The 25,724-nt window shown below is 58.8% G+C and carries 24 protein-coding genes, 1 tRNA gene, 1 pseudogene and 1 other annotated feature; of the genes and pseudogenes, 6 read left to right on the plus strand and 20 right to left on the minus strand.

All coding sequences use genetic code 11. The features are described 5' to 3' along the window. Positions 1-14: 14 nt before the first annotated feature. The 10 genes from eno to ACQAYK_RS05430 form a co-directional block, all read right to left on the minus strand. Positions 15-1,310 carry a phosphopyruvate hydratase gene (gene eno / locus ACQAYK_RS05385; protein ID WP_215870861.1) on the minus strand — a complete coding sequence of 432 codons (1,296 nt, stop codon included), beginning with the start codon at positions 1,308-1,310 and terminating at the stop codon, positions 15-17. Beyond that, a complete protein-coding gene (gene pyk, locus ACQAYK_RS05390) occupies positions 1,303-2,763 on the minus strand; it encodes a pyruvate kinase (protein WP_215870862.1) in 1,461 nt (486 codons plus the stop codon). The genes eno and pyk overlap by 8 nt, the downstream gene beginning before the upstream one ends. Before the next feature lie 6 nt (positions 2,764-2,769). Then, positions 2,770-3,687 carry a beta/alpha barrel domain-containing protein gene (locus ACQAYK_RS05395; RefSeq protein ID WP_215870863.1) on the minus strand — a complete coding sequence of 306 codons (918 nt, stop codon included), beginning with the start codon at positions 3,685-3,687 and terminating at the stop codon, positions 2,770-2,772. 13 nt (positions 3,688-3,700) lie between these two features. Next, the gene (pfkB, locus tag ACQAYK_RS05400; RefSeq protein ID WP_215870864.1) at positions 3,701-4,660 is read right to left on the minus strand and encodes a 1-phosphofructokinase; all 960 of its coding nucleotides are present in this window, start codon (positions 4,658-4,660) and stop codon (positions 3,701-3,703) included. After that, positions 4,657-5,595 carry a bifunctional enoyl-CoA hydratase/phosphate acetyltransferase gene (locus ACQAYK_RS05405; protein WP_255790211.1) on the minus strand — a complete coding sequence of 313 codons (939 nt, stop codon included), beginning with the start codon at positions 5,593-5,595 and terminating at the stop codon, positions 4,657-4,659. The genes pfkB and ACQAYK_RS05405 overlap by 4 nt, the downstream gene beginning before the upstream one ends. A gap of 26 nt (positions 5,596-5,621) precedes the next feature. After that, positions 5,622-7,088, minus strand: a complete 1,467-nt coding sequence (locus tag ACQAYK_RS05410) for an MFS transporter (protein ID WP_483168006.1) — start codon at positions 7,086-7,088, stop codon at positions 5,622-5,624. A gap of 42 nt (positions 7,089-7,130) precedes the next feature. Next, positions 7,131-8,387 carry an NRAMP family divalent metal transporter gene (locus ACQAYK_RS05415; RefSeq protein WP_483168007.1) on the minus strand — a complete coding sequence of 419 codons (1,257 nt, stop codon included), beginning with the start codon at positions 8,385-8,387 and terminating at the stop codon, positions 7,131-7,133. Between the two features lie 92 nt (positions 8,388-8,479). Next, positions 8,480-11,611, minus strand: coding sequence for an efflux RND transporter permease subunit (locus ACQAYK_RS05420; RefSeq protein ID WP_483168008.1), 3,132 nt, complete (start codon positions 11,609-11,611; stop codon positions 8,480-8,482). A gap of 15 nt (positions 11,612-11,626) precedes the next feature. Continuing rightward, a complete protein-coding gene (locus tag ACQAYK_RS05425; RefSeq protein ID WP_215870868.1) occupies positions 11,627-12,709 on the minus strand; it encodes an efflux RND transporter periplasmic adaptor subunit in 1,083 nt (360 codons plus the stop codon). Next, on the minus strand, positions 12,706-14,175 hold the full coding sequence (locus ACQAYK_RS05430) for an efflux transporter outer membrane subunit (protein ID WP_215870869.1): 1,470 nt from the start codon (positions 14,173-14,175) through the stop codon (positions 12,706-12,708). The genes ACQAYK_RS05425 and ACQAYK_RS05430 overlap by 4 nt, the downstream gene beginning before the upstream one ends. A 166-nt stretch (positions 14,176-14,341) precedes the next feature. Here ACQAYK_RS05430 and ACQAYK_RS05435 point away from each other — a divergent pair, with 166 nt between their 5' ends. Continuing rightward, on the plus strand, positions 14,342-15,049 hold the full coding sequence (locus ACQAYK_RS05435; RefSeq protein WP_215870870.1) for a response regulator: 708 nt from the start codon (positions 14,342-14,344) through the stop codon (positions 15,047-15,049). 2 nt (positions 15,050-15,051) lie between these two features. Continuing rightward, complete coding sequence (locus ACQAYK_RS05440; protein ID WP_226827562.1) at positions 15,052-16,299, plus strand: ATP-binding protein; 1,248 nt, start codon at positions 15,052-15,054, stop codon at positions 16,297-16,299. 25 nt (positions 16,300-16,324) lie between these two features. Here ACQAYK_RS05440 and ACQAYK_RS05445 read toward each other — a convergent pair whose 3' ends face one another. Beyond that, entirely contained in the window at positions 16,325-17,656 is a 1,332-nt protein-coding gene (locus ACQAYK_RS05445) for an MFS transporter (protein WP_215870872.1), read from the minus strand. Positions 17,657-17,984: 328 nt separating this feature from the next. Between ACQAYK_RS05445 and ACQAYK_RS05450 the strand changes: the two genes are divergently transcribed. Then, entirely contained in the window at positions 17,985-18,407 is a 423-nt protein-coding gene (locus tag ACQAYK_RS05450; protein ID WP_215870873.1) for a hypothetical protein, read from the plus strand. Here ACQAYK_RS05450 and ACQAYK_RS05455 read toward each other — a convergent pair. The 5 genes from ACQAYK_RS05455 to ACQAYK_RS05475 form a co-directional block, all read right to left on the minus strand. After that, entirely contained in the window at positions 18,365-18,898 is a 534-nt protein-coding gene (locus ACQAYK_RS05455; RefSeq protein WP_215870874.1) for a DODA-type extradiol aromatic ring-opening family dioxygenase, read from the minus strand. The genes ACQAYK_RS05450 and ACQAYK_RS05455 overlap by 43 nt on opposite strands. A 6-nt stretch (positions 18,899-18,904) precedes the next feature. Further along, positions 18,905-20,031 (minus strand): IS3 family transposase gene (locus tag ACQAYK_RS05460; protein WP_483168009.1). Its coding sequence is split into 2 segments (ribosomal slippage): positions 18,905-19,762 and positions 19,765-20,031, totalling 1,125 coding nucleotides; the frame shifts between segments, so codons are not numbered across the junction. 463 nt (positions 20,032-20,494) lie between these two features. Further along, the gene (locus ACQAYK_RS05465) at positions 20,495-21,124 is read right to left on the minus strand and encodes a YceI family protein (RefSeq protein WP_215871287.1); all 630 of its coding nucleotides are present in this window, start codon (positions 21,122-21,124) and stop codon (positions 20,495-20,497) included. A gap of 9 nt (positions 21,125-21,133) precedes the next feature. After that, positions 21,134-21,742, minus strand: a complete 609-nt coding sequence (wrbA, locus tag ACQAYK_RS05470; RefSeq protein ID WP_215871288.1) for an NAD(P)H:quinone oxidoreductase — start codon at positions 21,740-21,742, stop codon at positions 21,134-21,136. Positions 21,743-22,133: 391 nt separating this feature from the next. Further along, entirely contained in the window at positions 22,134-22,571 is a 438-nt protein-coding gene (locus tag ACQAYK_RS05475) for an integrase core domain-containing protein (RefSeq protein ID WP_215873460.1), read from the minus strand. A 3-nt stretch (positions 22,572-22,574) separates the two neighbouring features. Between ACQAYK_RS05475 and ACQAYK_RS05480 the strand changes: the two are divergent. From ACQAYK_RS05480 to ACQAYK_RS05490, 3 genes and pseudogenes are all read left to right on the plus strand, one after another. Further along, a pseudogene (locus ACQAYK_RS05480) lies at positions 22,575-23,050 on the plus strand (transposase); the annotation flags it as partial. Continuing rightward, positions 22,853-22,969: a sequence feature (AL1L pseudoknot), on the plus strand. It overlaps the preceding pseudogene by 117 nt. Further along, on the plus strand, positions 22,983-23,123 hold the full coding sequence (locus ACQAYK_RS05485) for a hypothetical protein (RefSeq protein ID WP_215872586.1): 141 nt from the start codon (positions 22,983-22,985) through the stop codon (positions 23,121-23,123). The pseudogene ACQAYK_RS05480 and the gene ACQAYK_RS05485, both read left to right, overlap by 68 nt. A 139-nt stretch (positions 23,124-23,262) precedes the next feature. Continuing rightward, entirely contained in the window at positions 23,263-23,775 is a 513-nt protein-coding gene (locus ACQAYK_RS05490) for a hypothetical protein (RefSeq protein WP_483168010.1), read from the plus strand. A gap of 547 nt (positions 23,776-24,322) precedes the next feature. Here ACQAYK_RS05490 and ACQAYK_RS05495 read toward each other — a convergent pair. The 4 genes from ACQAYK_RS05495 to ACQAYK_RS05510 form a co-directional block, all read right to left on the minus strand. Further along, positions 24,323-24,398, minus strand: a tRNA-Thr gene (locus ACQAYK_RS05495). 60 nt (positions 24,399-24,458) lie between these two features. Next, a complete protein-coding gene (locus tag ACQAYK_RS05500; protein WP_215872593.1) occupies positions 24,459-24,623 on the minus strand; it encodes a hypothetical protein in 165 nt (54 codons plus the stop codon). Positions 24,624-24,683: 60 nt separating this feature from the next. Beyond that, positions 24,684-25,049 carry a cytochrome o ubiquinol oxidase subunit IV gene (locus tag ACQAYK_RS05505; protein WP_215872592.1) on the minus strand — a complete coding sequence of 122 codons (366 nt, stop codon included), beginning with the start codon at positions 25,047-25,049 and terminating at the stop codon, positions 24,684-24,686. Next, entirely contained in the window at positions 25,046-25,681 is a 636-nt protein-coding gene (locus ACQAYK_RS05510; RefSeq protein WP_215872591.1) for a cytochrome c oxidase subunit 3, read from the minus strand. Before ACQAYK_RS05510 ends, ACQAYK_RS05505 begins: the two co-directional genes overlap by 4 nt. Between the last annotated feature and the right edge of the window lie 43 nt (positions 25,682-25,724).

Consider the following 25,724-nt stretch of genomic DNA (forward strand, 5'->3'; position numbering starts at 1 on the left):
GAGCGGCCCCGCTCTCAGCGGGTTGCAGGGCGGACGAAGGCCTGGGCGCCGGCGTATGTGGCGGCAGTGCCCAGTTCTTCTTCGATGCGCAGGAGCTGGTTGTACTTGGCGACACGCTCGCCGCGGCAGGGCGCACCGGATTTGAGGTGACCAGTGTCCAGCGCCACGGTGAGATCGGCAATGAAATCGTCGGTGGTTTCCCCGGAACGATGCGAGACAAAGGCCCCCCAGCCATGGAACTGCGCCAGTCGGGCGGCGGCAAAGGTCTCGCTGACGGTGCCGATCTGATTGAGCTTGATGAGCACGGAATTGGCAATGTCGTCTCTGATGCCGCGGGCGATGATCTCCGGGTTGGTGCAGAAGATGTCATCGCCCACCAGCTCGATGCGGCTGCCTAAGCGCGCGTTGAGCTGTTTCCACGATTCCCAGTCATCCTCGGCCAGACCATCTTCCAGCAGCACGATGGGATAGTCATCCACCAGCTTCGCGTAATATTCGATCATTTCTTCGCTGCCGATGGCGCGTTCTTCGGTGTGCAGCTGGTACTTGCCGTCCCGATAGAATTCCGAAGAGGCCGGATCGATGGCAATGCCGCAATCCTTGCCCGGCACGAAACCGGCCTTTTCGATGGCAGCGAGGAGCAGGTCCAGTGTTTCATGGTTGGAGCGCACCGCTGGGGCAAAGCCGCCCTCGTCACCCACGCCAACGCTCAAATGTTTTTCGAGCAGCAGGCTCTGCAGGGCGTGATAGACCTCTGCCCCCCAGCGGATGGCCTCGCGGAAAGAGTCGGCGCCAAAAGGCACCAGCATGGTCTCCTGAAAATCTGCCCCCTGCCAATGGGCATGGACGCCGCCATTGAGGACGTTGAGGCAGGGCACCGGCAGGCGGGAGGCCGCGGGGCCGCCGAGATAGGCATAGAGAGGGAGGTCCTTGCTTTCGGCGGCGGCGCGGGCGCAGGCCAGGGACACGGCGAGCAGGGCATTGGCCCCGAGGCGCGACTTGTTGTTGGTACCGTCCAGGCCGAGCAGGGTGTCGTCAATCATCTTTTGGGCGCTCGCGTCCAGATCGATCAGATTGGGAGCGATCTCTTCTTCGATGTGCTCGATGACCTTCCGCACCCCCTTGCCACCGAAGCGGTTGGGGTCCTGGTCACGCAGCTCCAGGGCCTCGCGGCTGCCGGTAGAGGCGCCGGAGGGCACTGCAGCCCGTCCCCGGCTGCCATCGCTCAGCAAGACTTCCGCTTCGACGGTGGGGTTGCCGCGGGAGTCGAGAATTTCCCGGGCGATGATGTCTTCTATCAGGCTATCCATAGCTGTCTCCTTGCTGGTGCATTTGGGGTTCGAATATGGCGAGATCGATGATCTCCAATCTATTGGTGCCACCCGGATGGCCCAAGCTTGGACCCTGGGTGAGAATAATGTGCCCCTGTTGCCAGCCGTTGTCGCTGAGCCAATGGCGTATGGCACTTTCCCAACTACCGGAGCCGGGGTCGAGGAAGATCGGATAGACCCCCGAGTAAAAGCACAGACGCTGGCAGGTTGCGGCATGACGGCTGGGGGCAAGGATCCAGGCCTGCGGCCGCAGGCCTGCAATTCGCGCCGCCGTGGCGCCGGTCTCGGTCGGCGTAACGATGAATAGGGGCTTGAGCATCGCTGTTGCCGAACGCACATCGCAGGCAATGACCGCTTCCACGGCCGCCTTCTCGCTCTTGCGGCAAGTCAGCTCGCGGGTGCTGAATCCCGAGCCTTCGATGTCGGCGGCGATGCGCGCCATCATGCGCACGCTTTCGAGCGGATAGTTACCCATGGCCGATTCTTCCGAGAGCATTACCGCGTCGCTGCCATCGAGGATGGCGTTGGCGACATCATTTACCTCGGCGCGAGTGGGACGAGGGTTGTTGACCATCGACTCCAGCATCTGGGTCGCGGTGATGACCGCCTTGCCGGCAGCACGGGCGCGGTGAATGAGCTCCTTCTGCTGTCGGGCAATGCTCTGGATCGGGATCTCCACCCCCAGATCGCCGCGCGCCACCATGATCCCATCACAAGCCGCGAGAATTTCGGGCAGGTTGCGCAGGGCTCGCTGGCGCTCGATCTTGGCTACCAGAAATGGCTCATAACCCTGTTGTGCGGCAAGCGTCCGGGCCTGCTCCAGATCGGCTGCCGACTCGACAAAAGAAACGCTGATCCCATCCACCCCCAGCGGCAGAATGGCGCGCAACAAGTCTTGATCTTGCGCCGTGAGCGCACTGCCGGCGAGCAGCAAGCCGGGCAGATTGACGCCCTTGTGGGAGCGCAACTCGCCCCCCACCACAACGCGGCAGTGCAGAATCCCCTGTTCTTCTGCATCGACGCGCAAATGCAGGAAGCCATCAGCGAGAAAGACGTCATCCCCCTTGCGCAAAGGGCGCGCCAGTTCCGGCAGTTCCAGCGGTAAATGATGTTGTCCCTGTTCTTCGTGGTAAGGCCCAGGTCCCAGGCGCAGGCGTTCGCCTTTTTTGAGCTGGAGGGGCTGCGGCAGGGTACCGATGCGGATCTTGGGGCCCGGCAAATCCGCGAGGATGGCTACCCGTTTTTCCACTCGCGTGCTGGCGCTGCGAATGCGCTGGATGCGTTCGGCATGTTCCGGGATGCTGCCGTGGGCGAGATTGATTCGGGCCACATCCATGCCGGCCCGCAGCATGGCCTCGAGGACCGCTATCCGGTCGGAGGCGGGGCCGATGGTGCAGACGATCTTGCTTTTCTGACGCGGTAGACGAGCCATGGGCGCTCAGTCCTCCTGCAACAATGCCAGGGCGTGTTCCAGGCCGCGATCCTCGACCACCAGGCTGTGAATGGCCCGACACAGGGCAACGGCCTCCTGTTGGCTGCGTTGATGAACGTTGCGACCGGTGGCGCAGCCAGCGCTGTGTCCGTCACGCAATTGTGCGTCCAGACGACGGACGAAGTCCGCACTGCTGACTTCGGACCCCCCGGCACAGACCAGCTGCGTGCGTCCGGCAGCGGCAACCGCTTCACCCAACAGCTTGGCCTCTGCCTCGCCTTGCGCATTCAGCGGTGGGTTGACCTTGACGAAATCTGCGCCCAGGCAGGCGACCAGTCCTGCGGCACCGGCAATCAGATGGGGATCGTGTTCGCGTTTCCCCACCGCTCTTCCGCGCGGATAGGCCCAGATCACCGCCAACAGTCCAAGCTGATGGGCGTCGTGGATGAGTTGTGCCGCCTCCGTCTGCATTTCCGCTTCAAATTCCGAGCCAGGATAGATGGTGTAGCCCACGCCGACGATCGGAACGTCGACATGCTGCATGAACTCCTGGACCTGCGTCATGCTTTGCCATTGCCGGCTGCGGGGGTCGTGCTCGGCTCCGGGAAGCAGGTGGGTCTTGCTGTTGAGCTTGAGCAGGTAGGGAATTTCCGGGTAGTCGCCACCATACTGCGCCACCAGTCCCAGCTGGGTGGCGAAGCAGCCGATGGGTGCCTCGCTGGCAATACGGAAAAGATGTTCCGGGTCGGCGTCTGCGGCCGCGACGGTACTGCCCACGAAATCATCATTCAGATGTTCGACCTTCTGATCACCCGCCATCAGGAACAGTCGGCCAGAACCTTGGGTAACCCGTTCGTAGTTTTCCTGCCAGCGTCGGCTGGCCTCCTTGCTGATACCAATGGGAGCTTTGCGTTGCGCTTGCATGGCGTTCTCCTTTTCAGGGTGCGAGATTCTCCACCTCAATCTGCCGCAGAAGTGGGTCGAGATCGTTGTGGGTGAAAATACCAGTGCCCGGTTGCGCGGCCGTGGCGCTGCCGCAGGCGACGGCAAGGCGCAGGGCCTCCTCCGGACGTTGCCCCTGGGCGAAGGCAGCGACCAGTCCGGCCACCATCGAGTCGCCAGCGCCAACGGTGGAGCGCACTGCGATGCTTGGCGCATTGGCGAAAAAGTTCTGCTCGGATCCGATCAGTAGAGCGCCCTCGCCACCGAGGGAGACGCAGACCCAATCGATGTCCTGCTGTTGTACCTGGCGGGCCGCGGCGATCAGCTCCTGGCGAGTGCTCAGGCTCTTGCCGCTGAGCTGTCGCAGCTCGTAGCCGTTTGGCTTGATCAGAAACGGTTTGGCGGTGATGCCCCGGCGCAAGGCCTCGCCATGGGCGTCGAGTACGACCCTGGCCCCTTGCTGCCGCAGCTCTTCGATCAGCTGCGCATAAAAATCTGTTGGCACGCCCGGGGGCAAGGAGCCGGTCAGCACGGCGAAGCCGTTGTCGGCCAAGCTGCAAATCTTGCTGCGGACCTCCTCGAGAACCAGGGGGGAAAGCAGCGGACCCTGTGCCGTCACCTCGTACTGCACTGTTGGATCTTGTTGCAGCAGGGTGGCATTGATGCGCGTTTCGCCCATTACTTCCACACAATGGGGATCATCCAGACTGTGGCGCAACAGTGTTTGCAGGAGACGGCCCACATGCCCGGCGACCACGCAGCAACTATGGGCACAGACGAAAAGCTCCTTCAGGGCACGCGCAACATTGATGCCGTTGCCACCGGGATCGAAGCGGGTGCTGCTGGCGTGGGTCTTTTGGTCGGGGAGCAGCTGCGCAAATTCATAGCTGACGTCCACCGCCGGATTCAGGGTCAGGGTGGCGATCTTGGCGCAGGGAGCGCTTTCCGGATTCATTTGGATTTCTCGGCATAATGCAGGAGGGCGGCGAGAGCGGCGGAAACCAGGCGTGCGCGCGGGGGATCGGCACGTGAGGTGAGGATGATCGGCACCTTGGCCCCCATGACGATACCCGCCAGGCTGGCATGGGCCAGATATTCCAGATCCTTGGCGAGGATGTTGCCGGAAACCAGATCCGGCACGAGCAGGATATCCACCTCGCCAGCAACCGGGCTATGGATTCCCTTGACCTCAGCGGAGTGCGCGGAGATGGCATTATCGAAGGCCAAGGGCCCATCGACGATGGCATGCTGGATCTGCCCGCGCTCAGCCATTTTGGCCAGGCAGGCGGCATCGACGGTCGAAGCGATGGCGGGGTTTACGGTTTCCACTGCCGATAACGCCGCTGCCTTGGGCTGCTCGACGCCGAGAATCCGGGCAAGATCGATGGCGTTTTGCAGAATCGCTGCCTTGCTGAGCAGGTCCGGGCTGATGTTGATCGCCGCATCGGTGATGAGCAGGGGTTTGTGGTAGCTTTCCAGTTCGGCGACAAAGATGTGTGACAAGCGGCGATCCGTGCGCAGTTTGGCGAGGATGGGATGGAGAAAGGCATCGCTGTGAATGTGGCCTTTCATGATGGCCGCCGCCTCGCCACGTTCGACCATCTGCACCGCCTCTGCCGCTGCTGCCTCACTGCTCGGCACGTCGACAATCCGAAACGACGGGCAGTTGCCGGTATCCTGCTCCAGACCCGTCAGTAACGCCCGGATCTGTTGCGCGTTACCCAGCAGGATGGGTTCGACGATACTCTGGGCGCGGGCAGCACAGGCCGCTTCCAGCACCTCCTTTTGTCCTGCATCCACGACTGCCACGGGAATGTCGTCGAGGGGCGCTACCTGCTGCAAGATCGCGTCAAAATGAGAAAACGGCATGCGATTCTCCGATGTATTCACCAACAAATTCCTCCGATTTGAGCGTTTCAGCCTTCCAGCTGACGCGCGCGCAACGGCAGGCTCCCATGGTGCTCCTCCAAAGTCAGACCGTGGCCTTCCACGCGGAAAGTATAGGTCAAAATTCCGCCGAGCAGACTGAGCAGTGCCATCCCGAGCAAGAGCAGCCCAACGCCCAGGTCGCGTTGCAGTATAGGTAGTAGGAACACTGCCAGGGTCGCCCCGATTTTGGCGAAGGCAGCGGCAAAGCCTGAACCGAGCGCGCGGACCTGGGTGGGGTACATCTCGGTGGGGAGAATGAACGTGGTCGCATTGGGGCCGACGGTCATGGCGAAATTGTAGAGGGCGAAGCCCAGAAACAGCACGAAAAACGACCAGTGCGCCGTCGTGGCCCGCCAGAGCAGCAGTAAACCCAGGGTCATACCCAAAAAGCCCTGGATTTGCATCTGCATCCGCCCAAAACGGGGAACGAGCCAGAGGGCAGTCAAGGCGCCAGCGAGCAGCAGAAAATCCACCTCCGTCGTGTGCAGGGTGTTGATCCAGTCCTTTTGCCAAGTGGGCAGGCGCTCCGGCAAAACGCTCATGGAAGCCAACAGGATCGGCGTGAACAGGCCGATCCCATAGGTAGCCATATCCATCAAGAACCACGGTAGGGTAACCAGCCAGGTGCGCCGACGATATTCCTTGGTGAACAATACCCGCCAGGCGGTGTTGGACCTGATCGGAATCTTGCTCACTGCATGGGTACGATTACCCAGCTCTCTGCCCATGCGCTGTAATTCGGTGCTGCGTTGCGGCGCGAAGCGGGCAAGCTCCGCGCTGGCGATCTGATTGCGGCCGTGCGCCATCAGCCAGCGTATGCTCTCTGGCAGTCGCCATCGGCCCAAAAAGTAGGGCAGGGCGAGTACCGCCTGCCAGGCCATGAGCCAACGCCAGGTCGTACCGCTGCCGTGCATCAGCAGTAGTGCGACCCCAGCACTGAGCAGCATACCTAAGGGTTGCAGGGCCATGGATGCCGCCAGCATGCGTCCGCGATGGTTTTGCGGCATGAATTCGGAAATGTAGCTGCTACCCACCGGAAAATCGCCGCCCACCGCAATCCCGAGAACGAGCTCACCCAGAATCAAAAGGATAGTGTTGGGCGTGAGACTGAGCCAGATCCCCGCAAGCAAAAGGCCGAGGGCATTGGCGATGAGCAAGGGGCGGCGGCCAAAGCGATCGGCTAGATGCCCGCTGAGCAAGGCACCGATGATCGTGCCCCCCATCAGGCTCGCCGCTGCCAGACCCGTGCTGCTCGGACTGAGATGAAAGGGGGCACGTAACAGTGGCAGGCTGATGCCGAGCACCATCATGCTCACACCACTCAACAAGGGACCGGCGGTCGCCAGCAGCCACAGGCGATAATGTCGCGGTGATAGGGGGGCCTGATCGAGGATCCCCGCCATGGCCTGATGGTGCGGATGGACTTTGGCGATGGCGCGTTCTTCTTTCATCATGAAAGGAGCATACGGCGCACTCCCCTCGTCGGCAATGCGGGACTAGAGGCCGGGAATGCTGGTGATGCCGCCGTAGACCCCGAGTCCGGCACTGGCGCCGCCCAAGGCCAGAACCAGCCAGAAATACCAGCCGCGCAGCCGATGCTCGCCGGGGAGCGCCTTGACTGCCAGAGCAATCAGGAAGCCCAGCACCAGCGGCAGCAAGAGGGCATTCATGACTTCCACCGCAATATCCAGGCTGACCAGGTTGGGAATGAAGATCACCGCGACGGCACCCGCCAGCAAGACCAGGGTATAGATACCATAGAACCACGGCGCATCCTTGGGATGATACTCCAGGGAATGCTTGAAGCCGGTGACCTCGCCCCAACCCCAGGCCGCTGCCAGGGTGGCAACGATGGCGGCAATCATGCCGGCGCCAATGATGCCCAGAGAAAAGACAATATGCCCCCAAACCGTACCGAGGAAGGGCGTAATCGCTTCTGATAGCTGCTGTACGGTATCTAGCGGAGCGTTGGGGTTGGACAGACCGATGGTGGCGGCGGTGGCGATCAGTACCGCAGCCATGATCAACTGCGTAACCACCGAACCAATGGCGGTATCCCAGCGGGCATGGGGGTAGTCCGCCGGACGCAACCCCTTGTCGGAAACCGCCGATTGCTGGTAGAAGATCATCCAGGGCATGATGACGGCGCCGATGTTCGCCGCCACCAGCATCATGTAATTGTGGTTGCCGAGCTCTACCTGGGTCAGACCGTGCAGCAGGCTGCCCATATCCGGATGGGCGGCCCAGGCGATGCCAAAAAAGACCACCTCAAAGGCCCCAAAAATCAGCGCAATTCGTTCTACCCGACGGTACGAGCCAGTAATTACGATCAACCACAGTGCGCTGGCACCCAGGACCACTCCCAATGCCCGCGGCAGGCCGAACAGTTCACTCACTCCTGCCAGACCGGAAAATTCCGTGAGTAGGGCCCCAGCGCTGGCAATGCTCAGTCCGGTGACGGAAACGTAAGCCCAGTGCTTGCCGAAAGTCTCGCTGATCAATTCTCCATGGCCCTTGCCGGTGAAGATGCCGAGTCGTACCGTCAACTCTTGCACCACATAGAGGATGGGCATTAGCACAAGCTGTAAAAGCAGCAGACGATAGCCCCATTGCGCACCACTCTGGGCCGCCGTGATGACGCTGCCGACATCGGTGTCCGCCAGCATGACCACCAGCCCGGGCCCGAGCACCGCAAGAAAGGTGCCCAATCGATGTCTTTTGGGGAAGCCAAGACCGCTCTGCACGGCTGCCATGTTCTGCGGACCTCTTCTTTCGTAGAAATGATAACGCGAATGATTATCAAACCGACAAAAAAAGTCAACCCCTGCTTGCAGTACTCCCATCGTTACGGAAGAGCCGTAGACTCGGGGTTTGCGTCTTTCGTCAACAGGCCGTTACCCTCTTTCTCCCGAGACGCCGGTTTCAGTTCTGCACCCCAGAGGCTATAGATTGCGGGAATGACAAAAAGGGAAATCAGCGAGCCAACACTGAGCCCGGCAATGATTACCAGGCCCATCGAAAACCTTGCCTCGGCATTGCCTCCCGTAGCGAAGAGCAGCGGCACGGCGCCGGCAATCATTGCGGCTACCGTCATGAGAATGGGCCGTAGACGCAGTGCTGCCGCTTCGCGTACCGCCAACGCCCGCTCCCATCCTCGTTCGACCTGCAACTGTCGCGCGAACTGAACGATGAGAATCCCCTGCTTTGCGGTCAGACCAATCAGCATGACCATTCCCACTTCGGAATAGATGTTGATACTCGACAGCCCCAGGGCAATCGGCAGCAAGGCCCCGAAGGCGGCAAGCGGCACCCCGGCAAGAACGACCAGAGAATCCCGAAATCCATTGAACTGGGCTGCGAGCAGGAGTAATACAAAGACCAAGGCAAAGGCAAAGGTAATCGCCAAGGAACTGCCCTGCTTCTCATATTGCCGGGAAACGCCGGCGTAATGGATCTGATCGCTACTAGACATCAGACCTGTGGCCTGCTGATGCAAAAAATTGAGCGCCTGTGCCAAAGACACCCCTGGCGCCGGATTCGCCTCGATGGTTACTGCGGGCAGGTTCTGGAATTGCGGCAGATAGGTGGGAACAACCTCCTGCGTAATTGTGACGAAGGTGGACAGGGGTAGCTCTGCACCCGACGGCGTCTGGATCTGGTAGTTCTGCAACAGATTCGGATTGGCGCGCAAAGCCACGGGAACCTGCGGAACCACCCGATAGCTAAGCCCATCCATACTGAAATAATTGACATAGTTGCCACCCAGGAGGGTCGCCAGGCTTTTTCCGACATCGGCCAGTGTCAGTCCAAAATTGGCCAACAGTTTTTTGTGAATATGGATCTTCAGCACGACGTCGTTGTACTCGAGATTGCTCGCGACAAAGCTGAACAGGCCGCTGGCACGCGCCTTTTCGACGAGTGCTTCGCCCACGTGGTTGAGTTCCTGATAATTGCCGGAGGTGCTGCTGACCACGAACTGCACCGGCAGGCCCACGGCCGAACCGGGGAGAGGTGGCAGACCGAAGGCCGCCAGTTGCATTCCCGGCACCTGCCCCGAGAGCTTCTGTACGCGGCTGCGAACCTCCTGCGTGGTCACGTCCCGCTTGGGTTTCAGTACCAACCCAGACATCATCTCATTATTGAGCAGGAAGCCGCCGATACCGACCCCGTTCACCACAAAACTGTCGCTTCGCTGCGGAACCTGGTCAAAAACCGTCTTGGTCAGATAGCGATCGTATTTGTCCATATACTCCAGGGTCGCCGTTGCTTGGGCGAGCCCACTCACATAGACGATCCCTTGATTGGCCGGAGGAGCCAGCTCCTGCGGACTCAGCCAGAAAAGTCCCGCGACCCCTACGGCCAACAAAGCGGCTCCGGTGAGTATAGCGGGACGATGGATAAAGCTGCGTGCCAAACCTCTGCCGTAGGCCGCGCGCAGGCGATCGAACACGCGCTCGACCAGGCTTGCAAAACGCCCCGGCTGACCTCCCCGCAACACTCGGGAGGCCAACATTGGCGCCAGAACGAGGGCGTTGACCATCGACATGAGAACGGTGGCGACGATGGTGAGGGCAAATTCACTGAAGAGCTGACCTACCAGGCCGCCCAGTAGCACCATGGGAAGGAACACCGCAACAACGGTACTCGCCATGACCAGGATGGGGCTGCTGAGCTCCCGCACGCTCTGCAGGGCAGCATGGATCGGGGTCGCACCGTGTTCCAGATGGCGGTGCACGTTTTCGACGATGATGATGGCATCGTCCACCACCAGCCCAATAGCAAGCACCATCGCCAGCAGGGTGAGAAGATTGAGGGTAAAGCCAAGCGCGTGCAGCAGGGTCATGGCGCTGACCAAGGCCAGCGGAATGGCCAGGGCCGGAACTACCAGCGCTCGCCAGGAACCGAGAAACAGGTACACCACCACGATGACGATCAACAGCGCCAGACCAATATCGGTCAATACTTCCTGGATGGAACTGCGGACGAATTGCGCTCCATTGTAGAGTACCTTGGCTTGCATTCCCGCCGGCATACTCTTGTCCAGTTGCAGCAAGGTCTTCTTCACGCCGGTGGCCATTTGCAGGGCGTTGCTTCCCGGTGCCTGCATGACGCCCAGGTTCACGGCAGGCTGCCCGTTCACCAATACCGAGGAGTCATAGGTCTGCGCGCCCAAGGAAACCGTCGCGATTTGCCCCAGGGTGATCGGTACCCCATGCACCGTCTTCACCACCAATTCGCGAAACTGCTTTGGGCTATGCAGGGCGGTGTTGGCAGTGATCGAGATCGCGGTATTGGTATCGCGCAGCCGTCCCGCCGCACTGACAAAGTCATTGGCCTGGAGCGCCGCGCGCACCTCTGCGGGAGTGATGCCCAAGACTGCCATTTTCTGTGGATTCAACCAGATTCGCATGGCGAAGGTGTTGCCGTTTGGCCCCGTACCCGGCGGCAGGATGGAGGTAACACCCACCCCGGGGACGGACTGGATGGCGGGCTGCACCACGCGGGTCAGGTAATCGGTAATCTGCTGCTGATTGAGTCCCTTTCCTGAAAACGTGAGATACATCAAATATGCGCCGGAGCCCGGCATCTCCACCACCACGGGTTGCATGACACCCTTGGGCAATTGATTCAAGACGCTGTTGACCTTGATCTGTGCCTGCGATAGGGCGGCGTTGGGATTGACCCCCATCTGCATATACAAGGTGATGATGGAGATTCCATTTTCGCTGACCGCGGTCATGTAGTTGATGCCCGGCACTTGGGCGACTGCCTTCTCCAGTGGCGCCGTGATGAAGGCATTCACGGTTTTGGGAGTCGCACCAAAGTAATGGGTGGTGATCGTGATCAGCCCACTTTTGGTAGGTGGGAACTCGGTGATTGGCAACATTCCCAAGGAGCGCAGCCCCAGCAGAAACAGGGCCGCCATCAGGGTAACGGCAAGAACGGGACGATGAATGAAGGCAGACAAAAATCGCATGGAGCACCTGGCAGCTTAATGAAGAGAAACGGCGTTGTTGATGCGCACCTGATCACCGTTGTGCAATTTGACCTGGCCTGCAGTGACCACCTCATCGCCCGCCTGCAGACCGTTGCGCACCACCACGTTCTGCCCTTCCACCGCGCCCAATTGGACGGGGGTCGCCTGGGCAATCCAGTTCTGTCCCTGACGCTTGAGGACATACACGAAATCGCCATAGCTGTGATAGGCGACGGCTACCTGGGGAATCGTCAGTTGCCGCTCGGGCGACATAGTCGGTAGCTTCACCAGTACGAACATCCCCGGTCGCAGAAAGCCGGGCTTGTGAATCTGCGCGCGCACCGTCAGGGCCCGGTTTGCTTGATCCACATGATTGTCGACGGCGATGACCTGGGCGACGAATTGCTGACCCTTTTCCCCTTGACGGGACTGCAGACGCAATGACTCCCCTACCCGTACAGACGGGGCGAGATTTTGGGGAACGGCAAAGTCGACCTGCAGATTTTGTGGAGATTCCAGGCGAACCGCTGCCTTGCCCGCCGACAAATATTCCCCGAGCTCGACCTTGCGTAGACCCAGCACCCCGGAGAACGGCGCTCGCAGCACGGTATTGGCGAGTTTCTCCTGCAAGGACCGCACCTTGGCATTTGCCACCTCCGCCCCGTACTTTGCCTTGTCCAGTTCGGCCGTCGAGATCCCGTGTATGGCATAGACCTGCGCTGCCCGCTGGGCATTTACAGTGGCTAACTTGGCCTGTGCCTGCGCTTCTTTCAGCTCTCCTGGCAGTGGGCCGGGATCCAGACGCAGCAGGACCTGTCCTTGCTGCACCGTTTCGCCAGAATGAAACTGCAAGCTACGGATGACCCCGGCGGTTTGCAGACTCAGCGCTGCTCCTTGTTGCGCGCGGATCTGACCAACCGCAGTACTTTGCGGGGTAATCGTGGCCCAGGCGGCCTTGGCAGCGGAAACCGTAACCACGGGATGCGCATTCCCTTTGCGTGCCTGCGCCAGTCGATCTTCTCGCCAGGCATGCAGGGCGAAGACCGTACCAAACAGCAGGAGAATCCCGAAGACCGCGATCGGAATGGATTTTTTCATGGGTGGCTATCCTGTGGGAGATCGTTGGACGAAGTCGAAGGACCCTCGCCCATGGCCAGAAACAATGCGGCGGTATCCAGGTACCGCTCACTTTTTGCCTGTAAATAGGCCTGTTGGTCCTTTTCGTTGGCGATTTCCGCGTCGAGAACCGTAGCGTAATTGCTTATCCCGTCTCGATAACGTGCCTGCGCCAAGTGCAGTGCTTGCTCGGCAGCCTGGGCCGCCATCCGGCTCTGGCTGTAGCTTTGATCAGCCCCCTGCACGGCACGCAATGCGTCGGCGACCTGGCGAAACGCGGTGAGTACAACCTGATGGTATTGCGAGACCGCGATCTTGTAGGTATCCACCGCGGCCTTTTCCTGGGCCTGCAGGGCTCCACCCTCATAAATTGGTGCGATCACGCTGCCTGCTAGGCCCCAAAGGGTAGAGACGGGACTGAAAAACAGCGCCCCGGACTGTGCCGCTTTGCCTAAATCGGCACTGATGTCGATCTGTGGGTAGCGATCGGCAGCCGCGAGATGCGCTTCGGCTGCCGCGGCCTGTACCGCTGCGCGGGCGGCGACGATATCTGGTCGTTGCATCAGCAAACGCGAAGGCACCACGGCAGGGATGTCTTTGGGTACGTGGATGTCTTGGAGAGACGGGGCAGGCGCACCCTGCGCGGGGTAACGGCCGAGTAACGTCGCCAAGGCGTGCTGCTGGCGGGACATCTCCACCCGGAGAGGGACGACCGCAGCCTTGGCCGAGGCGGTCAATGCCTCCTGTTGACGCACGATCTGCAGGTTGCTCGCCCCCAGATGGTATTCCTGCTGGATCAGATGCAGCAGGTGCTCATCAGCCCCGGCGATTTGCTGGGCCGAGCGCCACTGGTCTTGGGCCGCCGCCGCGCTGATCAATGCCTTCGCTACAGAAGCTGCGACGATCTGTTGGGTAGCAGAGAGCTGTGCCTGAGAGATCTTTTTTTGGGCCTGCGCATCCTGGAGACGATCAGTTGTCCTGCCGAAAAGGTCTGGGCTATAACTGACCTCCACGGAGCCCAGGAGCAGGGAGTACGGATTGCCCGGAATGCGATAACTGGTTCCGCCGTTGGCCCCGGTGCGCAGCGCACGGCTGCGTGCCCACTGACCGTTACCAGTGATCTGCGGGGCAAACCCTGCGGCCGCAACCTTTTCGAGCTGGTGCGCGCGCAGCAGGGTCAGTTGCGCTTGATGAATATCGGGATTGGCGCGCAGCGCGGTGTGCAGGTCCTGATTCAGGACAGTTGAGCCGAAAAGACGCCACCAGTCTTCTGTCCGAGCGCTATCCTGCCATAGCAGTTTCTGGCTGCTGCCAGCCCAGGTCTTGTGATCGGCAAGATAATGCTCCGGCCCCTGCATCTTGGGCAACAGAAGCTTGGGTCCGGGGGCGCAAGCGCTCAACAGTATGGGTAATAAAAATGGCAAGGACCAACGGTACTTCCTATCCATCGCAGCTCCCGTGCGAAAAGTACGGGCTCAGTGTATCCAGCGCTCCTGTAACAATCCTGAGCGGTGGTGGTGTGAGTTTGTAACAGATAGGCGCACGCTGGTCCTTGGTGATGTCTGGTTACAATTTCCCCTGGAGAGAGCGCCGCGGTAGGGGTATTGTTGTGTCATGGAAAACGGCAAAGTGCAGATACTGGTGGTAGAAGATGACCTTCGGCTACGAAGCTTGCTGGAATCGCATCTGCGCGCCTTTGGTTTTGCCGTGCAGAGCCGGCCAGACGGGCAAGGACTGGAGCGGATTCTGCAAGAGCGGGCAACGGATCTGCTGGTTCTTGATCTCGGTTTGCCCAAGGAGGACGGGCTGCAGATTTGCCAGCGCATCCGCCGCGACTCCCAGATCCCCATCCTTATCCTCACCGCTCGCAATGATGAGCTGGACCGTATCCTCGGTCTGGAAATGGGGGCGGATGATTACCTCACCAAACCCTTTCATCCGCGCGAGCTGGTCGCCAGAATTCAGGCGATCCTGCGACGCACGCGTAGCTCGTCGATGACCACCCTGGAGAAATCCGGAGAGCAGATCGTCGGCCCCTTTCGCCTCGATCGTGGTCGACAGGAAATTTTTCTGCATGGCAAACAGCTGGAGCTTTCCACCAGCGAATATCTTACCTTGGCCGTGCTGATCGAACACGAAGGACAGGTCTTGAGCCGGGAAAAACTTCTCTGGCTAACTCGGCAACGCAGTCTCGACCCAGAAGATCGCAGCGTCGATATGCAAGTCTCGCGCTTACGACGACTGCTTGGCGATGATCAACGGGAGCAGCGCCATATCCGCACCGTATGGGGAAGGGGCTATCTCTTCGTTGCAGAACCGTAAAAATGCGTCGACTCTGGCCTCGCAGCTCTCTCGGTCGCAGCCTCCTACTCCTCAGTCTGCTCCTGCTGATCAGTCAGGGTTCGATCTATCTGCTGTTCCACAATTATGTCTTCGATCCAGCGGCGCAACGTTTCGCGCAACTGCTCTGGCAGGTGGATCAGACCCTGGTCGCCAGGCCGCCAACGGAATTGGGCTGGAGTCGGTCTTCGCAGCCGCTGGGGTCGATACCGCAGTCCTATTTTTGGCGAGAGGTAGCACAGTCATTTGCCAAAATCGACAAGGGCGCGCAACTGCGGGTACAGGAGCAGGAGGGGACGCTGTGGGTTTGGTTGCGAGGCAAGCAGGGGCAGTCCTGGTTGGGCGTCCCAATCCAGGGGGTGGCCCTGATCGGCAATCCGTTCACCTTCGTTCGTCTGCTCATCATGCTCTTCCTGATTCTGCTGGGAGCCTGGCTGATCGTCTGGCAGGTCAACCGGCCTCTGTCTCGACTGGCGCGCTCTGCCCCGCGCCTGCTGCGCGGGGAATATTCGGATGGCTATCCTGTCAGCCCCCATGCCCCCGAAGATATCCAGGAATTGGAACGAACTCTGGCGGGTATGGCCGCGGACCTGCATCGTCTGCACGAGGAGCGCACTCTGCTCCTCACCGGCATATCCCACGAACTGCGCACCCCGTTGTCTCGCCTTCTGCTGAGCTTGCATCTGCCAGCCGATGAATGGGCACGGGAACAACCCGCCATGCTCGCTGATGTCGAAGAAATGGAAGAGGTGCTTGGCAATTTTCTGGCTTGGGTGCAGGGCGGGGAAAGGGAAAAGCAAATCACCATTCCCGTTGCGCAATGGTTTCAGGAGATGGCGGCCATCGCCAGGGACCGCTACGGATTGGAGGTGGCAGAAAATCTGGTTGCCGGCGGGTCTTTTTTGTGTCGTCCCATCGCTTTGGAGCGGGTCTTTCGCAACCTGTTCGATAACAGCCGGCGTTACGGCAGTGGTGTCATCCGGCTGGAGGCCCGATGTGAGGAAGGCTTCTGCCGTTTTCGCTTGGTCGACCTAGGCGGGGAACCGCTCAGTGCCGCCATGATTTTCGCTATGAATGAGGGTTCACTGCCCCGCCAGACCGGTCATGGATCGGGCATGGGCATCCGGCTCTGCCACCGCTTGTTAGCCCAGCAAGGGGGGAGCCTGCACTATGCCGCCGCAACGGCGGGCGGGTTAGATGCCGAAGTGCTGCTACCCAGCACCAAGCGGTAGTCCGGTTGGGGGAAGCACATCGGCACTATATCTTTTCCAGATCTTCGAGACTTTTCTGCCGGGGCTCGATGCCGTAGCGCCAGGTTACCCAAACCGCGAGCAGAGAAATGGCCGCTAGTAGCACCAGCAGGCGGGGGATGCCCCAACTTTTTTCTAGGATGGGAAAGAGGAGGGCAGAGAGGAGGGCGCCGGCGCGGGACAGCCCCGTAGCCAGCCCCGCTGTACTGGCACGCAATTCGGTCGGGAAAAGTTCTGTCGCAAATGCAAAGACCGTGACCCCGGGACCGATGCCGACACCCAGGGCATAGAGGGCGGAAGCGGCGTAGATGCCGGTCACCCAGTTTTGCGCAGCGGCCAGGGCAAACAGCAGCAGACCGGCAGCCATGAGGAAAAACCCCGCACTCTGCAGGGGGATGCGGCCCCAACGGTCGATCCGGGTCATCATATAGCCGATGCCTACGACCGAGATGCAGAGGATGCCGGCGTTGATCGCCGCAGCTGCCGCATCGCTAGGCGCAAAACCGTTGCTGCGCAGTACCAGGGGAAAATACAGCGCAATCCCCAGTCCGACCACATCCAGACAAAACCACGGGAAGATGCTCAGAAACAGTCGGCGCAACCAGGGCTTTTGCAGGAGAGTGCGCCAGGACCGGGCCGGCGCAGCAAAGTTCTGCAGCATCGCTCGTCGTTCTGCGACTCTGCTTTCGGGATGTAATTGCACAATCGCCAGATCGGCTTCTGCCGTCCTGCCGTGGCGCACCAACCAGCGTGGCGACTCCGGTAGCCCCCGGCGCAGCCAGAGCAAGGCAAATGCGGGAATAGCCGCGCTTGCCAACATCCAACGCCAGGATTCGGAGCCGGTAAACAGCAACGACCAGCCAACGGCAGTGGACAGCAACGCCCCGACGTACCAGGCCATGTTGACCCGCGCAAAGCGGTTTCCGCGCAGGGCTGTCGGGGTATATTCGGCGACGATGGTGGCGACCAATGGGTAGTCTAAGCCGACGGCGAGTCCGGTCAGCAGGCGTCCCGCGAAGAGCACCGCCAGGTTGGGACTCAAGGCGCTGAGCAAGGCCCCGCCAATGTACAACAGCATGTTGGGGATAAGAAGCCGCTGTCTACCAAAGCGATCCGTGAAGATCCCGCCAAACAGTCCGCCGAGCAGCGAGCCGATCAGGGCCATGCCCATGAGCAGGCCGGTTTCCGCGGCATGAAGATGCCAGGCACTGTGTAGCGGCAGGAGCACGACGGCCATGATGCTGAGATCGTAGCCATCCAGGAGCATGCCCAGCATTGCCGCGCCCAAAGCGCGACGCACGCCAGAATGGGGAAGGGGGATAATGGAATGCCGAGACATGAGCGATCACCAGTGGGCGCCGGGAGGGCGGTGCGGGCTGTCGTTGTATCACAAAAGCACGGGTGTGGCGTAGGCGATTGTTTGCTGCTAATCAGTTGCCGCGCGACCTTTGGCAACGCTAGATGCAGATTTGGCAAAAGCTGCTACGAGCGCAGGTGTCGCAATTTTTGGCATCCGTAGTTCTCGAAGAGCTGGTTGCGTGGTCGGGGAGACGCCCCCAAGGACTGTCAGATCACCCCATTTACCGAGGCAAAATCGATATGACGTATTCTGACGCATGGCGGGTGTATGCTGCTTTTCATCGAAGACCGCACAAGGAGAGATCGCGATGGAAAAGCTACTCGTACGGGATGTTGCCGCGCAGGAACGTGCCTGGTTGCCGGAAATCTCCGGGGCCTTCGATGACGCCATCGAAACCCAGGTGCTTGGGCAGTTCCAGACCCGCATGATAGCCCGTCAGGAAGGCGGACAGGCAGGCGGACAGGCAGGCGACTTTGACGATGACCGCGCGTCGCTGGACAGCCTTCGCAAAGGACTCGGACTGCGGGACCGACTCCAGCTTCCTGCCATACCCAAGGGAAATCTGTCTCTCCTACCCTCCTACCCGTCCCACCCTATCCAGGGACTGTTTCCCCCAATCCCGCCATCGGACCGCGGGATAACTCGCTTCGCCGATTCCCAAATACCGAAAGACGTAACAGACGCTACTCAGCGGAAGATAAAAGCACTCTCCACGACGCCTAGCGCATGATCTTCAAAAATCTTTTCTCCCACGGTTTCCCATGCTGCTCCAGCAACCACAAACAGAGGTGCGAGATGCTCTTCGCGTGGATGAGCAAAACGAGCACCGGGTGCCTCCACCCAGTGGTGTAGACTTGTTCTTCTTTTTTCTGCGCTACCAGTAGTGATGGCCTTCGTAAGCCAATCGTCGAATTCCCAACCAATCGACTCGGATTGTGGACTACCTGCACGAGCCATCAGCTCGCGCATGTTATGAAAGCTGTTGCCTGAACCAACGATGAGCACGTTGTCGTCCCGCAGTTCCGCAAGAGCCTCTCCGGCAGCGAAGTGTACTTCTGGATCCAAACTTGCGTGCAAGGAGAGTTGGATGCAGGGTACGTCCGCCGCTGGGAGCATAATCTTGAGCGGAACAAAGACCCCATGATCATATCCTCTGAGTGAGGTGGCCCCCCCTGGATTGGACAGCCTGCTGGAGTGATTAAGCTCTGAACCTGTTTCCATGGCGGGTCAGGCCACCAGCCTTTGTAAACCTTCTGCATAGACCACATCGGGTGTTCTGTCTCCCAGAGAGGAGTGCGGTCTTTCGGCATTATACCAGTCGAAGTAGGCTCTGAGGCCAGCTTTCAGCTCGGTTCCAGTTTCTGCTGGCCGTAGGTAGACGTGCTCGTATTTGACGGTGCGCCAAAGCCGTTCGACAAAGACGTTATCTAGGGCCCGGCCTTTGCCGTCCATACTGATTCGAATGCCGTGCTGGCGGAGTACAGAGAGGAAGGACTCCGCGGTGAACTGAGCGCCCTGATCCGTGTTGAAGATCTCGGGGGTGCCATAGCGGCGTATGGCCTCTTTCAGGGCCTCTACGCAGAAACCCGCATCAAGACTGTTGGAAACCCGCCAGGACAACACCTTACGACTGAACCAGTCCACTACGGCTACGAGGTATTGAAATCCTCGTGCCATGGGCAGATAGGTCACATCCGCGGACCAGACCTGGTGGGGACGGTCCACCGTCACGCCACGCAACAGATAAGGATATTTTGGGTGCTGGGGATGGGGCTTGCTGGTGTGTGGTCCGGGCGCCACCGCGGCAATGTCGAGGATACGCATGGCCCGGTGTACCGTTTTGCGGTTGACCACGACATTCTCCGCTTTCAGCATCCGATGGATCTGCCGCCTACCCATGAATGGAAAGGCGGTGTAGAGGCGATCGATCGCCCGCAACAGCCCGTCGCCCATCGGCCGAGGATGCGCGCGGTAATAGACCGTACTGCGGGGCACGCCCAAAAGAGCGCATTGCCGTTGCACAGAAACTGAGGTTTGGGCCCGGTCGATCATTTGGCGCCTTTCCCGATCCGGGACATGAGACCGGGCCTGGAGGCTAAAAAATCGCGTTCCATCTCCAGCTGTCCGATCTTCCGATACAAAGCCTGCACGTCCACGGGCTCCTCGGTCTGGGACTTTCCCCGTTCAAAGGCCGTGGCCGCATGCTCCACCAGCTGCCGGCGCCAGGCATTGATCATGGTGGGGTGTACCCCAAATTCTTGCGCCAGCTCGGCCATCGTCTTATCGCCCTGCAAGGCCACCAGGGCTACCTGCGCCTTGAATTCCGGCTTGTACTGCTTGCGTTTTCCCTTCATCCCTCGACTCCTTTCCTGAAGCCCAGAGCTTAACCCCTTGTCCAACTTTCGGGGGCCACTTCAGAGAGCGTCTGTCGCTGTAGAGATGGTAGCCGCTTGCAGCAGATCTACGACCCTCTCAGAGAGGCAGGGATCCCCCAAAGCAGGCCAGGAAATGTGATAGGTAGGTTCGGGGAACCCAAGGTAATCATAGAGGAGCCCAGGGGAGGGATGGGTCTGTACGGTAAACTCTGCTGCCTCCCAATGGGCTGAGATAATGAGAATGGCACGGGGACGCTGTGGCAATAATTCCGGGAGGGAAGCCAAGAAATGTCGCAGTCTTTCCCAGGTATCCAGAGGATTCCAGTCCATGAAAAAACAAGGACCAGCGCCGTGCGGAATATACAAACAGGGTTGCCGCATATTGGAATCCTTCCTAGATTATTGGAGAAAACGCCATCGGTAGCGACAACACCCTGCGTGGTTACTTCTTAACGCCCTCGACCTCGACTTTGACGGCTATCGCGTTGGATAGTCCCTCAGGCAGGTAGGCATCCATCCCAAAGTCGGAGCGATGAATGACGGTGGTGGCGACGAATCCCGAAAGGTATCCACCCCAAGGTTTGGGAAGGTAGGGAACGTTGCCTGCCCCAATCTCCTGGACCTGGAAGACTACTGGCTTCGTCACCCCATGCAGGGTCAAATTGCCGTATAGCTCCCCCTTTTTGGGGCCGTTCGGGACGTATTTGCTGCTGACAAAGGTGACGTTGGGATAGCGTTTGACATCGAAGAACTCCTTGCTGCGCAAATGTTGATCGCGCAAGGCGAAGTCGGTGTTGATGCTCGCGGCGGGGATGGTGATATCTACCTTGTCCTGGGCAGGATTTTGGGCGTTAAAGGTGTAGGTGCCAGTGATTTTGTCAAAGCGGCCAGTGAACTGGCCAATGCCGACGTGACCAATGGTGAAAAAGACATTGGTATGCTGCGGATCGATGCGATAGGTCCCACTCGGGTTTCCAGAGAGGGGGGTATAGGTCATAGTAGCGGCAAATACCGGACCGGCAAGACATAGTCCGGCGGCAAGCAGGATGCTTTGTGGGATTCTGTTACGCATGAGAAGCTCCTAGTTTCCAGTAATGAGTCTTAGGGTAATTTCTGCCACGTGCTTACCTTGAAAGCGAGCAATGGCAAGTTCATTGGCAGAGGGCATCCGACTGCCGTCACCGTTGGCCAGAGTGCTGGCACCATAGGGCGTGCCGCCACTGATTTCGTCCATGTTGACGAGCTCTTGGCAGCTGTAGGGCACGCCAACTACGATCATTCCCTGATGAAACAAAAAGGTGTGGAAAGAAGTGATGGTGGTCTCCTGGCCGCCATGCTGCGTTGCGGTGCTCACGAACACGCTGCCGACCTTGCCGACCAAGGCACCTTTTTGCCAAAGATTGCCGGTGCGGTCGAGAAAATTGCGCATCTGGCCGCTCATGTTGCCGAAGCGGGTGGGGGTGCCAAAGATGATGGCGTCGTACTCCGCGAGCTCGTCGGGATGCGCCTCCGGGGCTGCCTGCTGGGCCTTGGCGTGGATTTGAGCCAGGGTTTCCGGCGACATACTCTCCGGTACCCGCTTGATATCCACGGTAGTACCGGCTAGGGAACGTGCTCCTTCCGCTTCCGCTCGGGCCATCTCTTCTATATGACCCCACACGCTATGGTACAGAACCAGTATCCTGCTCATTCGGGAAACCCCTTGTGGGCGAACTTAATCGACATCGGTATTAGAGTAGGAGTAATCTTCTTTTGTAAAGTAGGTACTAAAGAGTAACCATTGAGCCAACGTTCCCCCGAAACATCCTGCCCCAAGGATCGACTCCTCCGACTCATCATGGTAGCGAGACGGTCCTCGTTCAGTTGCGTCGAGAGCACTCGCTCTTAGAGCGAATCGATGGCGTCTCAAAACAACGACAGCAGCACGGTCTCAACAATTCTTTGTTCGCCCTGGAGAGTGCCACCCATATCTCCCAGATTCAGCAGGAAATTGAGCAGGAGAAGGTTGAAGCGTGAGGTGGTCCCCCTGGATTGGACAGCCTGCTGTGGTGATTAAGCTCTGAACCTGTTTCCATGGCAGGTCAGGCCACCAGCCTTTGTAAACCTTCTGCATAGACCACATCGGGTGTTCTGTCTCCCAGAGAGGAGTGCGGTCTTTCGGCATTATACCAGTCGAAGTAGGTCCTGAGGCCAGCTTTCAGCTCGGTTCCAGTTTCTGCTGGCCACAGGTAGACGTACTCGTATTTGACGGTGCGCCAAAGCCGTTCGACAAAGACGTTATCTAGGGCCCGGCCTTTGCCGTCCATACTGATTCGAATGCCGTGCTGGCGGAGTACAGAGAGGAAGGACTCCGCGGTGAACTGAGCACCCTGATCCGTGTTGAAGATCTCGGGGGTGCCATAGCGGCGTATGGCCTCTTTCAGGGCCTCTACGCAGAAACCCGCATCAAGACTGTTGGAAACCTGAATCCCTCCGATTTCTTCGGCGGCTCTGTAACGTGACAGAATGGAGCCATGGATACGATGAAATCAGGTCACAAGTTTTCGGAAGAGGTTCGGCCTCGCGCAGTTCGATTGGTGGATGAGCATCGAGGGGAATACCCTTCGCTTGCGGCGGCGTTGCAATCGATTGCTCCGAAGTTCGGGTGTACTCCCAAGACGCTGCGAGAGTGGGTGAATAAGGCGGCAGTAGAGGCTGGTAAGCGGCCCGGCATGATGGCGTCGGAGCGGCAACGAATCCAGGAGCTGGAGCGAGAGGTCAAAGAGCTCCGTCGTGCAAATGAGATTCTGAAACTAGCCAGCACGTTTTTTGCCCAGGCGGAGCTCGACCGCCGATGCAAAAGGCAAGGACTTTCATAGACCTATATCGGGGAGACTATGGGGTAGAGCCCATCTGCCGCGTTTTGCAGGTGGCCCCATCGGGATACCGTCATGCCCTTGCCTGTCTACGACATCCAGAACTGCGGAGCCGGAGAGCCAAAAGAGAGAAAGAGCTTCTTTGCCGGAGTGATTTTTGTCGACGGGATACCGGCCAGCGAAACCCAGTTGGACCCCCAACAGGACGCCGCCTGAATCATGTCAGAAATTGCTCATACACCAGTTTTGACAATATCTCTCAGTCCCACAAGGTCAGGCTTGTCTGCTGTTCTGCCTCGCGATCCCGCTTTGCTCGTGACGGCCGACCGCCGCGCCCGCGCCGCCGAAACATCGCATGGATTGGCATCTCGTCACTGAGATCGATATCTCCGCCGTCAAAATCCGCAAACAGCGTTGTCTGTTTCCGCGCTTTTGCTTGCCAACTGGGGACGGTTGCTCCATTCTCACATCGGCAAACTTCAGTGAGAACCTCATGGCAAAGATCAGGAATCCAGCCGACAAAGTCGCCATCCTATTCGTCGCCGCGCTCGTGTTGATTGGCGGTCTGGCCCTCTACTTTCATGAGATGCACTCAGCGATCACCGACTTGCGCTCCGGCATCCTCGCTGGCGCCAAGCAAGCCGAATCAAGAATTCATTCCATGGCGGGAACGCAGACGGTGCCCACGTCCAAGTCTCTGCGCATTGTTGGCAAAATCCAGAAAGGCAATCAGAGCGATTATGTTGCCGCTGGATTGTCTGGAGAGTACGTTGTCATCCCCGCCACCGATTGCCGCACGGAATCCGTGGGGCCGGTCTGCGCTTATCATGGCGTTATGGTCACTCGAAGCTCTGGGGAGAGAACTTGATAAAGACGCTTGTGATAGCCGTTGCTGTGCTACTGGCACCGACAATTGCCGGGGCCGCTGATTGGTATGTATACAATGGAATGACGCACTCCTGTCGCGCAGCGGCCGCATTAGCCAGCGCCAAGGACTTTCTTGCCTTTGCAACGCCTTACAGCTAGAGGGAATGGCTCAAGCTACATGAGTCTGCCAGGTATGAAGGTATGAGGGTTCGCCACCTCGATGGCGGCTTGATGGTAGATTTTCGCATAGCACCAGATGGACATGTCGTTTATTTCTCGAGCGGTGGTCTCTGTCGCTCATTTGCGCAACAGTACGAACACATCACCCGCGCACCGAAACTCAACGAACTGCGCTGACATCTCTTCCAGCCACCCCAGCAATCGCCCTGCTGGCGCTTTTTTGTGCCGTAACGGCACCACCCCGGACCTATAACCGTGACACCATCACCGAGGCGCGATCTGCCCCGGTTTTGCTCTCTAGTGCTTACATAGTGCTTACATGAAAACAAAAAGACACTTGGGCGATCTACCTAAGTAACTGTTTTATTTGGTGCCGGCAACAAGAATCGAACTCGTGACCTTCTGATTACAAATCAGCTGCTCTACCTGCTGAGCTATGCCGGCATTCGATGCGCATTATAGGGGGTTGTTGCAGGTTCACCAAGCCTGGCTTGCAGCTCAGGATCACTTCGTCAGGGCGTCCCTGATCGGCATGTCTTGAGCTGTTCCGGGCGTTTTCCGATCCTGATCGAGCTTCAGGATGCGGCGGAGGATGATCATTCCTGCCACGAGAGCAAAAACGAATAGCGCCAACAAAACGGCGAGACCGATTGTGATTTCTGGGCTCATACTTTGCCTCCGTTTTGCAGTAGGGCACCCGCCTTACGAGGGCCCCGACCGCGTTTTTGCTCAGTGCATTCCTGGCATGCCCGGCATCATGGGCATGGTCCGCATGTACAGTTGTGAGAACATCCACCAGGTGAGACCAATCGTGATGATGAACAACGGAATAAACATTACCAAAGCTACGGTGTTCCAGATGTTGTGTTCGGAGATATCGATATGCAGAAGGAAATAGACTTGGGCAATGATGGCAATACCCGCGCAACCAATAATGGCCAACAGTAGGCCGAAAGATGGCAGAACGTGATCTTTTACCAGAATCGTAGCGGCGAGCATCAGTAGAGAGGAAACCACGAATCCCGTGATATAATTACGGTTCGTAGCCATCTGTACTTCAGGATGATGAATGGGATCGCTGTGTCCATGACTCATGACATATACCCCCAGAGGTAAACAAATATATAAATGAACACCCACATGACGGCCTGGAATTGCCAGAACATGCGCAGACTAATGAGACGGCCTACGGTATCCTCCGTGAAACCCTGGCGCATGATTTGGTAAAGCATGACGAGCATCCAGATCAGACCGACAAAAATGTGCGCTGCATGCACCTGAGTCAGGGCGTAAAAGGCGGATAATCCGCCACTGGTCTCCGGAGTGACGCCGATACTGATCATGCGCAGCACGTCATGGACATTCAAGCCCAGAAATACCCCACCCAGCAGCATGGAGGCAATGATACCGTTTACTACTCCGGCCTTGCTGCCACTTTTGAGTGCGGTCATCGCAAAACCATAGGCCAGAACACTCAGAAACAGCGCCATGGTTTGGATGAAAGTATACCAGGGTGCGACAAACTGTGCCGGAGTGGGGCCAGTGTAATAGCTGTGGCTGTAGCTGAGAACGCCGTAGGCGGCAAAAAGAGTGGCAAACAGCATGCCATCACTCAGTACATACATCCAAAAGCCGAAAGTTCTGGTGGAAATGACGTCGTGCCCTTCGTAGTCGTCAGACCACAGCACTACCTCATTGGGATCCACCACCTTGTCTTGAGCATGCATAATAACTCCTTAGTATTCGAAACCGGGGCCGATGGCGAAATTC

This window comes from Acidithiobacillus sp. AC3, assembly GCF_050261095.1.
Classification (GTDB): Bacteria; Pseudomonadota; Gammaproteobacteria; order Acidithiobacillales; family Acidithiobacillaceae; genus Igneacidithiobacillus; species Igneacidithiobacillus copahuensis.